The 12,664-nt window shown below is 35.1% G+C and carries 12 protein-coding genes; 3 read left to right on the top strand and 9 right to left on the bottom strand.

Going from position 1 to position 12,664, the window contains the following annotated elements; genetic code table 11:
• Positions 1–2: 2 nt before the first annotated feature.
• A complete protein-coding gene (locus ACQV2R_RS04230) occupies positions 3–557 on the top strand; it encodes a chromate transporter (RefSeq protein WP_428873591.1) in 555 nt (184 codons plus the stop codon).
• 158 nt (positions 558–715) lie between these two features.
• Here ACQV2R_RS04230 and ACQV2R_RS04225 read toward each other — a convergent pair whose 3' ends face one another.
• The 9 genes from ACQV2R_RS04225 to galE all read right to left on the bottom strand — a co-directional run bounded on the left by ACQV2R_RS04225 (position 716) and on the right by galE (position 10,751).
• The gene (locus ACQV2R_RS04225; RefSeq protein ID WP_428874865.1) at positions 716–1,594 is read right to left on the bottom strand and encodes a M15 family metallopeptidase; all 879 of its coding nucleotides are present in this window, start codon (positions 1,592–1,594) and stop codon (positions 716–718) included.
• A 129-nt stretch (positions 1,595–1,723) separates the two neighbouring features.
• Complete coding sequence (locus tag ACQV2R_RS04220; RefSeq protein ID WP_428873589.1) at positions 1,724–3,046, bottom strand: nucleotide sugar dehydrogenase; 1,323 nt, start codon at positions 3,044–3,046, stop codon at positions 1,724–1,726.
• A 48-nt stretch (positions 3,047–3,094) separates the two neighbouring features.
• Entirely contained in the window at positions 3,095–3,856 is a 762-nt protein-coding gene (locus ACQV2R_RS04215) for a glycosyltransferase family 2 protein (RefSeq protein WP_428873588.1), read from the bottom strand.
• A gap of 13 nt (positions 3,857–3,869) precedes the next feature.
• On the bottom strand, positions 3,870–4,937 hold the full coding sequence (locus ACQV2R_RS04210) for a hypothetical protein (RefSeq protein ID WP_428873587.1): 1,068 nt from the start codon (positions 4,935–4,937) through the stop codon (positions 3,870–3,872).
• The gene (locus ACQV2R_RS04205; RefSeq protein WP_428873586.1) at positions 4,934–6,235 is read right to left on the bottom strand and encodes an O-antigen ligase family protein; all 1,302 of its coding nucleotides are present in this window, start codon (positions 6,233–6,235) and stop codon (positions 4,934–4,936) included. The genes ACQV2R_RS04210 and ACQV2R_RS04205 overlap by 4 nt, the downstream gene beginning before the upstream one ends.
• 35 nt (positions 6,236–6,270) lie before the next feature.
• Positions 6,271–7,683, bottom strand: a complete 1,413-nt coding sequence (locus ACQV2R_RS04200; RefSeq protein ID WP_428873585.1) for a lipopolysaccharide biosynthesis protein — start codon at positions 7,681–7,683, stop codon at positions 6,271–6,273.
• A gap of 3 nt (positions 7,684–7,686) precedes the next feature.
• Complete coding sequence (locus ACQV2R_RS04195) at positions 7,687–8,862, bottom strand: glycosyltransferase (protein WP_428885016.1); 1,176 nt, start codon at positions 8,860–8,862, stop codon at positions 7,687–7,689.
• 23 nt (positions 8,863–8,885) lie between these two features.
• Positions 8,886–9,716: a hypothetical protein gene (locus tag ACQV2R_RS04190; RefSeq protein WP_428891863.1), complete on the bottom strand. Its 831-nt coding sequence runs from the start codon at positions 9,714–9,716 to the stop codon at positions 8,886–8,888.
• A gap of 24 nt (positions 9,717–9,740) precedes the next feature.
• Entirely contained in the window at positions 9,741–10,751 is a 1,011-nt protein-coding gene (gene galE / locus ACQV2R_RS04185; RefSeq protein WP_428873582.1) for a UDP-glucose 4-epimerase GalE, read from the bottom strand.
• 195 nt (positions 10,752–10,946) lie between these two features.
• Between galE and ACQV2R_RS04180 the strand changes: the two genes are divergently transcribed.
• Both ACQV2R_RS04180 and ACQV2R_RS04175 read left to right on the top strand, forming a co-directional pair.
• Positions 10,947–11,396 carry a flavodoxin gene (locus ACQV2R_RS04180; protein ID WP_428873581.1) on the top strand — a complete coding sequence of 150 codons (450 nt, stop codon included), beginning with the start codon at positions 10,947–10,949 and terminating at the stop codon, positions 11,394–11,396.
• Between the two features lie 15 nt (positions 11,397–11,411).
• Complete coding sequence (locus tag ACQV2R_RS04175) at positions 11,412–12,653, top strand: aminopeptidase (RefSeq protein ID WP_428873580.1); 1,242 nt, start codon at positions 11,412–11,414, stop codon at positions 12,651–12,653.
• The last annotated feature ends 11 nt before the right edge of the window (positions 12,654–12,664 follow it).

The raw sequence follows: 12,664 nt of genomic DNA, 5'->3' as shown, positions 1-12,664 counted from the left end.
ACTTGATTTATTGGGAACTATTTCTTACTTTTTTAAATATTGGCTTACTTTCTTTTGGTGGTGGCTATGCTGCTTTGCCTTTGATTGAAGACTTGGTTGTTCACCAAGAGCATTGGCTATCTTTAGAAGAATTTGGTCATCTAATTACAATCTCACAAATGACACCTGGTCCAATTGCTATTAATGCCTCTACTTTTATTGGTACTCAAATCGGTGGTGTCAGTGGTGCAATAGTTGCTACTATCGGCTGTACCTTACCATCGATAATTATCGTGACTTTTTTAGCCTATCTTTATCAGCGTTTTCAAAAACTAAGTTTAATGCAAGATACCCTTTTTATCCTTAGGCCTATAGTGATTGCCTTAATAGCTAGTTCGGGCTTATCAATTTTTGTGAATGCTATTTGGCAAAAAGAGACTGTTGTTTGGATGGACCCTAATTGGTTAATGTTGGTAATTTTTATTATAGCCATGCTATTACTTAATAAGTTTAAAGCTAACCCCATCGTGATTATGATTTCTGCAGGGATTGTTAATTTGATTTATCATGCATTTTAAAAAATTAGTTGTTACTCATTTGTCCTTTTTAGGGTTATATTAAACAGAAGGTAGGCAACTCTTTGTTTATTTAATAAAACTAAAACACCGTCCTTAACGCTGTTTAACAGTGTTAAGGACGGTGTTTTAGCTAACTTCGGTCACAAGCTCTTTGTCATTTAATCAGTTGATGAGTTATAAAACAGTTTATCAATCGTTTTCTTTTGTTCTTCTAACCACCTTTTTGCTTCATCAACCGCTTGATTTTCAGCCGCTTGTTTTACTTTTTCAATTTTTTTACGCCGGTCACGTTCTTCAATAAGGGCTAGGTACTCTTCAAGAGTAAGCCCATGTTCCATCATAAATTGCGCATTTAGTTGACCTACATAGCGATAATGCCAAGGTTCAAAATTAAAAGTAGTCATTTCTGTCTTATTTTGAGGGTATCTTAAAATAAACCCAAAATTGGCTGCATTTTCTACTAACCATTGGGCCGATGCCGTTTCGCTATAATTTTCAGTTAAGCCTCCTCCTATGCTGGTCCAATCTTGACCTAATATATCAATAGCGAGCCCAGTCATATGCTCTGTGGCATTTGCTGGTGCTGTATATAAATTGGTTAAATATCTCGCTTCTGATTCACTATAACCGACCGCCATTAAAGACTGTTTTCTAGAACTTTCTAACCCTGCTTGCTGATTTGTCGAACGGTATCCTGAAATAATTGTAAATAGATAACCATCCTCCAAACCTGCTTGTAACAGCTGACTAAGTTTTTCTTCAATGTTAGCAGCATATGGAATTCCTTCAATTGAAGTAACTAAATCAACTTCAATTTGATTGTTGATTGGGTTGCTTGGATTCACCAAAAGTAAATTGGGATCATTTAAATTTCCCTCAGCAGGAATTGAATCAATTAATTCATCAACACTAGCATTTGATTTTATCGCATCAATCTGACTCAATTCTGGTAAATTGTATTTAGCTAAAGCCACCGCTTTGTCAAAAGGAAAAATAAGTAGAAGTAAAAATATTAAGAAAATTTTCTTAATACTCATTTTTATCACCTCATATTTGTTTTCAAAGGATCAAGTGTTCCAATAATAAACATTCTGATACGCAAACTACTTAAGGAAACTCTCAAACTATTTATCCTGTTCGATAAAGTGCTTAAGAGCCAGCTATTATTATAAGCGCCAAAAAGTATAGCCAGCTTCCTTAAAATAATCAGCATCCAGTATGCTTTTGACATCTATAAGAACTCTTTCTTTAGGTGATAATTTTGCATTAAACAATTTTTCGATGCTTGTATTATTTAGTTCTCGAAATTCCTGATGAGCTACTGCAAAGATAACAGCATCCGCATCCTGAACTTGATCGAACGCTGTTAAATCAACATCATATTCTGCTTTGGCATCACTTGATTCAGCCCAAGGATCTACTACAACAGGCTCAATATCGAAAGTCCTTAAATAATTGATAATATCGGCAACTTTTGAGTTGCGCGTATCTGGTGTATGTTCTTTAAAAGTTAGACCCAAAATAACTACTTTAGAGTCTGTTACTTTTTTACCCGCCTTAACCATGAGCTTAATCAACTTATCACCAATAAAATCTCCCATTTGATCATTTATTTGGCGACCAGAAAGAATAATCTGACTATGATAGCCCAAGTTTTCTGCCTCGTAAACAAAGTAGTAAGGATCTACACCAATACAGTGTCCTCCCACTAGTCCTGGTGTGAAACCTAAAGCATTCCATTTGGTATTCATGGCATCAATAACATCTTGCGAATCAATTTCCATTCGATCAAAAACGAGAGCTAACTCATTCATAAATGCAATGTTAATATCTCTTTGACTATTTTCAACAACTTTAGCGGCTTCAGCAACTTTAATACTTGGTGCACGATGAACACCCGCTTCAATTACTAGTTCATATACTTTAGCCATTGTATCTAAAGCATCAGCAGTTGTAGCAGAAACGATCTTTTTAATTTTTGGTAAAGTATGGACCTTATCTCCTGGATTAATTCTTTCAGGTGAATAACCTACCCAAAAATCAACACCATGCACTAATCCTGAACTTTCTTCAAGTTCTTCAATACACATTTCCTCAGTAACCCCAGGATAAACCGTTGACTCATAAGCAACTAAAGTCCCTTTAGACATGTTTTTACCTACGGTTCTTGTGGCTGAAATAACCGGATCTAAATTAGGTGTCTTATCTTGATTGATAGGCGTTGGAACCGCAACAATAATAAAGTTCGCTTCTTTTAGCCTACTTTGGTCGTAGGTGAAAGCTAAATTTGTATTCTTGACTGCTTCGTCTCCAACCTCTAGAGTTGGATCGATACCCTGCAAATATTGCTCCACTTTATGAACATTGTTGTCATAGCCAATTGTTTCAATGTGCTTAGCAAATTCTATGGCAATCGGCATACCCACATACCCTAAACCTACAACTGCTAACTTTGTTTTACCTTCAATTAAATTTTGATATATATTCATTTTTGTCTCCTAACCTTATTTAGCTATCTTATATAATTGCTTGTTAAATTATAACCGCCTTTTAATTGCCTGAAAAACATAATGACTATAATAATATATGCACTGATATAGTGGTAATTTTTCTAAATGGCGATAAGTGTACCATGTTCGCTTAAGAGCTGAAAGCTTGTTGGAGGAAATAGAACCAGAAACTTGACGATAGTGATTAAGCACTTCATTTAAAGCATAAGCTTCAATTTTTCGTTCACGCATTAACATTAGCCAAGTTGCTGTGTCTTGTCCTTTCCGCACTAAAGGCATTCTAAAGTCTCCTATTTTTTCACGATCAATCATTACTGTAGAGCAAGCAATGGCTGTGTTTTTTAGAAGGCCATTATAATCTAAACGTTCTGGTAAATCTACTGTTTCTTTAAGGGTTTCTCCACTTTCATCTATTAAGGAAAAATTTGTATAAGTAAAAGATAGCGCCTTTTCTTGCATAAATGCTAATTGTTTCTCCAACTTACAATATTCCCAAACATCATCACTATCAATAAATGAAATATATCTACCTCTAGCCAATTCAAGCCCCTTGTTTCTTGCCACTGCGGCACCAGAGTTTTTTGATAAATTAACCAATTGAATACGGCTATCTTCTTGTGCAAATTCTTGAATTATTCTCACACTAATATCATTTGAGCAATCATTGACTAGCAACCACTCCCAATTCTGATAACTCTGATTAAGCACGCTCTCGATGGTTTTTTTTAAGAATCTTTCTGCGTTATAAACAGGGGTTATTATCGACACCAATCCTGATTTTGAATTCATCTCACAATTCTCCTTAAATAATCTGAATTATCTTGATTCTTGCTTGATAAAGCTCTGCCAATTGGCGTTGGTCATTATACCACTTTTTATCGGTAATATTAGCGTCTAAGACGATAACAATTTCATTTGGTGAAAAGTTTGCATCAAGACTTGCTAAGTTAGTCGCTTGCACTCCGTAGGTGTTTCCTTCAGGAGAGATTAGTTCTTGAACATTCACTTCTTGATGCTTTTGTTGTCTAAGGATTACTCGCTGACTATCACTAGGAGTTCGAATTAATTTTTCTAAGACTTCTCGATTATCTTGACGGTTATAAATAAAATGCAGATCATTAATTCCCCAAGTATAATCAAAAGCATAGCCTATTTTATGTCTTCGATAATGTGCAATCATGCTCCAAGCTATCGATAAAATAGCGCCTAAAAAGAGACCCAATAAGCCATAGATAATACTTCCTTTAGCCTCTTTAGTTTGAAATGGGGTCAAAGTTTCCCTACTAGGAACTTCTTCGATCAAATCAATTGGAATCATTTCTCCAATTTCTGGTGACCGAATGATTGAGACAGTATTTTTCCCGAGGAAAGGTAGCTTTTGTTTTTCTAATAATTCAGCATATGCTTCGGCTATCTTTAAGTTTTCTTCAGCATTATTCCCCACCAAAAATCTTAAAGTAATAACATTTGAAGCGGCATCTCGAATTCCTGCAAGCCCACCTCGAAAAGTGTTGGTCTTATACATTTCAAGTTTTTTTTCTGCTTGAAGCCATTTTCCAAACTCGATACCAGTTTCTGCTTCAATTTGTTTAATAATAGTTGGTGTCGCAAAATAGTCATCAAAGACAGCCGCAGTTGAAAATAGACTGCCATCTTCCATTGTAACAATCACTTGGAATGAAGCTGGGTCTTGTTGATAGGCATGGGCTAGATAATTATATGATTCAATTTTATCACTATTTATTAAGCGGTTAACGACATACCTTCCTCCTACAACTAATAATGAGATAATAACTGATCCAAACATAATTCTTCTAAAATTATTTTTAATAAAGCGGTATAACTCGTGAAAAACTGTAGCTAAGCTCATATTCCTAAACTCCTTTTACTTTTAAAATCCTGCGTTTGTTCTTTTGTATCGATTATTTTTACCCAACTTATAATTAAAGCAAAAAATACCCAGTGCCATTCAATCAACATATTATTTGCACTAGTAATACTTGCTAGAATAAAAATAATTAAAAAACTATAGAATACAAAAGAAATATTGCTTTGTAAAACAGAGGTCTTTCTCCCCACTCTAGCAACAAACTCCAACCGTCTTATCATTCCAATGTATGCCCATAAATAAAGTAACAGTGAAAGAATGCCATTAGAAACTAAAATTTCAAGCCACCAATTATGCATATTGGTTATTTCATTAGTTGGCCAGATAGGTCTTACTTTAGCCCAATGCTCGATATTCCCCGATCCTACCCCTAAGCCAAAAGTTTGGGTCAAATAAAGTAAACCATTTCGCCAGATATTCATTCGCTTAGTATCACCAGATAAGCCTGCTTGTGGACCACCTAGAAAAATCACTTCAAAAACTTTTTCACGTATAGGTGGAATTAACATCATAAAAATAATAAAGGCGGTCATTATATAAAGTCTTTTCCCTTGGAAAAGATCCAACTTGAAGTTGCGAACTAGTTGTAAGCCGATAAAAAGAATTAAACATATTAAGGACATTCTTGAGCTAGTTTGGTAGATTAAAAATGTTGTTAATGCAAACATTAATAGTAAGAACATCCTTTGCCAATATCTTTGACTGTAATAGTATAGAACCATACAGAGGGTGACATACGCTAAAAGTAAAGTAGCATAGTCATTTTGATTGGCAAAAAAGGTGATTGGAATCCGAGTCCAAGGTTGGGAATCAAAAGTTCCATATTTATCCAATTTGGTCATATCTGCAAATACATAGATATTACCGATAATTTCGATATAGCCCCAAAATACTAAGGCAGTCATCATCCCCCACATGGCTTGAGCCAGACGAAACCACTGTCTTTTAGTACCCACCCAAAAATAAATAGCCACAATTGATGCCATGCCAACCGTCATTAAAAATGAAACTTGCAGCCAATCTTTAAAATTTTCAGCCCAAAGACCTGTTGTTAAAGCAATTAACCACCAAGCTAAAAAACAAAAAAGCATACGTGTTGAAGCAGAGGGTAACACCAATAAAAGCTTTCGATCTTTTTGTAAAATTTGCCAAGCAAGAATCAGAACAGAAAAAAGAGCAAGAATTCGGTAAAGGGTAATTTGAGCAATTGGCGTTTCAACGGCTAAAATTTGCGAACCTAAAAAAACACTCGTAACTAAAAGTAAACAATATAGAAACATGGGCCACTCCTTTCTTACTCTTTCTTTTCGAACAATTAATTAAAATCCCATTTCTCAGGATTACGCCAGATTTGATAACCATCTTGGATGGTCGAAAACTGAATAATGAGACAGACCAAAGCTAAGCCAAATGTTACAGACAAACGATAAGCATAATCACTAGTGTTAATGAAGGCAGCAATAAACATTAAACAAATGGACATGAGATGTTTACTTTGTTTGAAATAAAAGCCTGTCCGACTTGAAAAATAAGTTCTAGCTAGATAAAACATGATGTAGGCTCCGGATGACGCGGTGGCTGCTCCTAAAGCTCCCCATCTTGGAGTGAGCCAGAGATTAATAAAAAAACTAGGAATCAAAGCCAATAAAGAAACCAATGTATTAAAATAGGTCTTGCGTGAAAAAACAATTCCCAGTGTCGTTGTTTCAGAAAGTGTATACATAATATGAGGAAAACAGAGCAAGCCAAGAATATACTGAACAGAACGATAGTCCTCGCCTAAAATCATCATAATCAAGGGGCGAAATACAAGAATCCCAAAAAAGATACCCGTTAAAACAAAAAGAACAGCGTCTGAAATAAATTTATAATGCTTCATTGACTTGCCTTCATCATGCCATCGATAGGCAGTAGGAACCCAAAAGGTTGCAAATGCTGTCTTTAAAATACCAATCATATTGACAATCGCGATGCCCGCAGCATAAAACCCTAATTCTTTTTTGGTAGAAAAAGACCGAAGCATTAAGCTATCAATTGTATTGAGCACCGAATTAAGAGACATTGCAATCATAAGCGGAAAACCAAAAGATAATAATTTTTTTATAAGGTCATAGTCAACAACAAAATCATTCCACGATAACAAATCTCTATAACGTAAGAAAAGAAAACTATCCCCTATAAGTTGACCAAAAATCATTCCAAAAACCACTACACGAAAATCGCGAATGCCCAAAGCAATTATAGACAAGGAAACTGCAAAAATTAAACTCTTTAATAAAATGGTAAAGCCAGAATATTCTTTTGCTTTTTCTTGCATACGAATAGAAATGAGTACGAAGCGTTCAATAATCATTGAAATAAGTAAAATTGTACTCCAAATCACAATATAGCCTGCGTTAGGATCACTAAACAACCAATTCGCAATGGTCTGATTAAAAACAAGCATAACAAATGATAGAAGGATTCCCATCCCGATCGGGATAATAATTGCTTGTTGAAAAAGATGTTTTTTAGATGCAGCTTGATGAAATTCACGAGAAAAAGCCTGATCGAGACCAATATAAAGAAAATTAGGAATGTTTAAGATTAAGTTTCGATACAATCCTGAAACCCCATATTGGTCTGCTACTAACAACTGAGTCAAAATGCGGATTTGAATCAGTGAAATTAATGCACCAATAATCGGTCCTAAGGAAAACCCTGTTAATCTTTTCATAAAATGTTTCATATATTACCTCGAATCTATCCGAAAATGGCTCACTTGATGATCTAACACCTGGCGATACAGCTTGGCTGCAGCTTCATTAGTAAGGGACTTAGCTTGTATACTTCTAAATCGTTCTTCATCAGTGGGAATTTTAGTTGAACTTTGATGATAAAATTCAATCAGCCTTTGATACCATTCTTTAGGTTCACAATTTAAAGATAAAAATTGAATCAACCCCAAGCCCAAGTCTACTTCTTGACTTATTTGATCGCTGGCAAGCACGGGAATGCCTACCGCTTGAGCTTCAATGGCTACCGTGCCAAAACCTTCAGAAAAAGAGGGCATAATTAATAAATCGATACCGGCTAATAAATTAGCAACCGGACTAATTCTGCCAGCAAAGAAAACTTGGGCATCAATTTCTTTTTTTTCTACCTCTTTTTCTAAAAAATCCCGATCTTCCCCCTCACCAGCAATCACTAAACGCAAGGGATGATGCTGCTTTTTACTATAAGCTACGACTTCTAAGGTCAAAGGATGATTTTTAATTGCCGTTAAACGCCCCACTTGTCCAATTATTAGACTTTGTTTACTTTTCTTAGTGAATTTGCTTAGCCAATATTTACGACTTGTTCGCTTCTTTTCAAAATCGATAAAGAAATCATTGGGCTCTATGCTATTTGGAATAACCACAGAGGATTCTCCAACTTTCAAAGCAAACAATTCTTCTATTGAAAGTTGAGAACATCCAATCGGTAAACGAGACAATCTTCTATTGACTTGCGCATCAAAAACTTGCATCAATTTATTTTTTAAAGCTGGATTTTTGTCATAACGGTAATGCCCATGAATATAGAAATCAAAGGGCGTATCCTTTTGGAATTGATGGGCTAAATAATAATAAATGACTGAACGGTAACCTGCAATATGACTATAAACTACTTGGTAGGCATTCTCTTGAAAAGCTTTAGCAAAACTATTCTTAAAGGATTGCCAAGAAGTTTTTTTGGGGTTATTCAGAAAATAAATCTGACCACCCGTCTCTTCAATCGTCTGTTTAAAATAGTCAGGCACTTGACTGTAGGTAGCTACATCAAAAACCATCTCTTGATTGCTAGCTTCTTTAGCTAAATTGTGAATAAATGTAGAAATGCCTCCTCCAAAAGATGACATTAGATGTAGGATTCTAATTTTTTGCAAAAGCTTCCTCCTTATACGACTTTCTACTGATTTAAATTTAGGGATTCTAGTAATCTTTCTCTTTCACTTCTTGTTTGTGTGCTAGATAGGTCAAATGTTTCAGTTTTTTGACCCTTTTGAAGATTATAGTAGAGAGTAAATTTTAAAAAATGGTTAAAACCAATGTTACTTTTTACCAGGTAATCCGTTTGATTTAATTCTTTGGCTAGTTTTAAAAAGTGATGATAATCCATTAAATTGTCAGCCATAATTTGACTTGTCTTTTGTTCTTGCCGATCATCATTGTTAATATTTTTGAATAATACTCCATTAGAGTTCTTTTTAGCAACTTCTTCTAACCTATCAAGATCTAAGACAATTAAAAAATCAATGGGCAAATTATATGATTGAGTCAATTGTTCAACTAAAGCTAACTCTCCTTGCTTTAAACCATATTCTCTGATTGTTTTTGACATTTTAGTATCTGATATAAATAAATCTAATTGTGGATCGATGTTGACTTGGACTATCTTTTCTTGATTAAAATCCCATAAATAATAAGTTAATTCTTTAATTCTTTTCTCCCCAATTCGGCCTACTTGACTGTAATCATAGCTCAAAACTAAGAGCTCGATGCCATCTTTTGCTAAGTCTTCAAAAGACCTATCTTTTTTTTCTAGTAATTCTTGTCCAATAGTATAGTATTGCCATTCAGAAGGATTATGGACAAAGGTGCCTTGGAAAGAATTTTTCAAATCATCCAGATAGCCAAAAAAGAGAAAAGTAGAAAAAACTAAAAGAATCATTACAAGAAAAAAGACCAAAAGTCTTTTTGAAAAAAAAGGACGTTTGTCTGATTTCTGTTCTGGAAACATATGCTTCCTCCGTTCAATTTATCATTAAAATCCTTCAGGATTTTTTTTCTGCCAATTCCATGAATCTAAACACATGGCATATAAGTTTTTTTGAGCCTTCCAATTCAACTCTTGATTAGCCCTTTCAGGATTGGCATAGGCAATCGCGATATCCCCTGGCCGACGATCCACGATTTGATAAGGTATTTGGACTTGATTGGCTTTTTCAAATGCCCTAATTAAATCTAGGACAGAATAACCTTGACCGGTCCCCAGATTAAATATTGCGACACCTTTATTTTTTAGATTGTGGCTAATCGCTTTTTGATGACCTTGTGCAAGATCTACTACATGAATATAATCACGCACACCTGTTCCATCGTGTGTTGGATAATCATTACCAAACACTTGCAATTCACGGCGCTTACCGATTGCTACTTGAGTAATATATGGCATTAAATTATTAGGAATTCCCTGAGGATCTTCACCAATCAAGCCAGAATGATGTGCTCCAATAGGATTAAAATAACGTAATAAAGTCACCGACCACTCAGAATCAGAATACGATAAGTCTTGCAATATTTTTTCTAAGACTAATTTTGTATAACCATAGGGATTACTAGCCTCACCCGTCGGCATTGATTCATCAAATGGCGCTTTATGTGCCTCACCATAAACAGTTGCTGAAGATGAGAAAATAATATTTTTGACTTGGTTTTCCTGCATGACTTCGAGCAAGGTAATTGTACCACTAAGATTATTATGATAATACTTTAAAGGTTTTTCAACAGATTCACCAACAGCCTTATAGCCAGCAAAATGAATGACTAAATCAACAGGATGATTTTTAAAAATTTGAGCCATTGCCTGTTTATCTTCAATGTTAGTTTGATAAAAAGTAACGTTTTTACCAGTAATTGTATGAATACGATTTAAAACCTCTGGTTTTGAATTTGAAAAATTATCGACAACGATTACTTCTTGATCATTGTTTAATAGTTCAATAACTGTATGACTGCCGATATATCCAGTTCCACCTGTAACTAAGATTGACATATATAGCCTCCATCCTTAGCTTATTTATATTCTGATTAATTATAGCATAACAAATCTAGCTAGATTCATTCTTCATAATTTCTTCCTAAATTTACTCCTACTTCTTAACCTAATAGGAATTGAGGTCCACAATTGCTATGAAGTTTGATATAATAACACAAGGTTTAAAACAACTTAACCTTAAGGGGGAATATAATGGCAGAGGCATTAATCATTTTTGCAAGTCTTACTGGAAATACCGAAGAAATGGCTGATATTATTGCTGAGCGTCTTGAAGCTCACGGTATCACTACTGATGTGGTTGAAGTCATGCAAGCAGATGCAGAAGACTTTTTAGAATATGATGCTGTATTAATCGGTTCTTATACTTACGGAGTCGATGGAGTACTACCAGACGAAATGCTAGATTTTTACGATGATTTGGGTGAATTAGATCTATCAGATAAAGTCTTTGGTGTTTTTGGTTCAGGCGATACTTACTATGAAGTCTTTTGTGGTGCTGTCGATCACTTTGAAAAACAATTTTTAAAAGTAGGCGCTCAAGCTGGTGGCCCATCATGTAAAATTAACTTAAATGCCGAAGGTGAGGATATTGAACGTCTTCAAGCTTTAGCTGATGGTATTGCTGAAAAATTAAATCAATAAGGAAAGAGGTATACTATGACTTTAAAAAATTTTGATCAACTTCTTGAAAAATATGCAAACTTAATCGTCAATAAAGGAATTGCAGTTAGTAAAGAAGATTATATTTTAATTTTCGCTGATCTTGATCAAGCCCCATTAGTTCGCTTAGTGACTGAAGCTGCTTACAAAGCAGGTGCTAAGTTTGTTAAAGTAAATTGGGCAGACGATACATTAACTCGTCTTCATTTTACCCATCAATCTGAAGAAACACTGACCGATATTCCGCAATTTATAATTGATGAAGGCAATTACTTTGTAGAAAAGAGAGCTAAACGTATCTCACTACGTTCAAGTGATCCAAATGTTCTTAAAGGAATTGATCCTGCAAAAATAAACGCAGCAAACCGTGCTTCTTCTCAAGCTATGAAAGATGTACGTATTGCGACACAATCAAATCTTGTTTCATGGTTAGTTGTTGCAGGTGCAGGTAAAGAGTGGGCTGCTCTTGTTTTCCCTGAACTAAAAACTTCTGAAGAACAAGTAGACGCTTTATGGGATCAAATTTTTAAAACAACACGTATTTATGAAGAAGACCCAATTAAAGCTTGGGATGAACATGAAGAACGTCTTAGCGAAAAAGCACGCTTCCTTAATGAACAACAATTCGATCAGTTGCATTATACAGGACCTGGAACTGATTTCACTGTCGGCTTACCTAAAAACCATGTCTGGGAAAGTGCCGGATCACTTAATGAAAAAGGCGAAGTCTTTATTGCTAACATGCCTACAGAAGAAGTCTTTACAGCTCCAGATTCAAGACGTGCAGAGGGCTATATTTCTTCTTCTAAACCATTAGCTTATGGTGGAACTATAATTGATGAAATGAAATTCACTTTCAAAGACGGTAAAGTTACCGAAGTATCAGCCAAAGAAGGTGAAGAAACCTTACGTCAACTGGTAGAAGAAAATGAGGGTTCTGATTCCTTAGGTGAAGTAGCGCTTGTTCCGCATCAATCACCAATTTCTCAATCAGGCATTATCTTCTTCAATACTCTATTTGACGAAAATGCTTCTAACCACATCGCATTAGGACAAGCCTACGCTACTTCTGTAAAAAATGGTGCTAAAATGAGCCAAAAAGAGCTAGAGGAAGTGGGACTTAATCGCTCGAATGTTCACGTGGACTTTATGGTAGGAAATGCGGAAATGAATGTTGATGGAATCTCAGTAGATGGTACTGTTACCCCGATCTTCCGTAAAGGTGAATGGGCATTTTAATCACTTTAGAA

It is taken from the genome of Facklamia sp. P12937 (assembly GCF_050409505.1).
Taxonomy (GTDB): Bacteria; Bacillota; Bacilli; order Lactobacillales; family Aerococcaceae; genus Facklamia.
The sequence above is the reverse complement of the archived record's forward strand: the minus strand, read 5'-3'. Positions and strand labels throughout refer to the sequence as shown.

Excerpts from the sequence above, each read along its gene's own strand:
- ACQV2R_RS04225 (WP_428874865.1), bottom strand. The coding sequence starts at position 1,594 with ATGAGTATTAAGAAAATTTTCTTAATATTTTTACTTCTACTTATTTTT.
- ACQV2R_RS04220 (WP_428873589.1), bottom strand. The coding sequence starts at position 3,046 with ATGAATATATATCAAAATTTAATTGAAGGTAAAACAAAGTTAGCAGTT.
- ACQV2R_RS04215 (WP_428873588.1), bottom strand. The coding sequence starts at position 3,856 with ATGAATTCAAAATCAGGATTGGTGTCGATAATAACCCCTGTTTATAAC.
- ACQV2R_RS04210 (WP_428873587.1), bottom strand. The coding sequence starts at position 4,937 with ATGAGCTTAGCTACAGTTTTTCACGAGTTATACCGCTTTATTAAAAAT.
- ACQV2R_RS04205 (WP_428873586.1), bottom strand. The coding sequence starts at position 6,235 with ATGTTTCTATATTGTTTACTTTTAGTTACGAGTGTTTTTTTAGGTTCG.
- ACQV2R_RS04200 (WP_428873585.1), bottom strand. The coding sequence starts at position 7,683 with ATGAAACATTTTATGAAAAGATTAACAGGGTTTTCCTTAGGACCGATT.
- ACQV2R_RS04190 (WP_428891863.1), bottom strand. The coding sequence starts at position 9,716 with ATGTTTCCAGAACAGAAATCAGACAAACGTCCTTTTTTTTCAAAAAGA.
- galE (WP_428873582.1), bottom strand. The coding sequence starts at position 10,751 with ATGTCAATCTTAGTTACAGGTGGAACTGGATATATCGGCAGTCATACA.
- ACQV2R_RS04180 (WP_428873581.1), top strand. The coding sequence starts at position 10,947 with ATGGCAGAGGCATTAATCATTTTTGCAAGTCTTACTGGAAATACCGAA.
- ACQV2R_RS04175 (WP_428873580.1), top strand. The coding sequence starts at position 11,412 with ATGACTTTAAAAAATTTTGATCAACTTCTTGAAAAATATGCAAACTTA.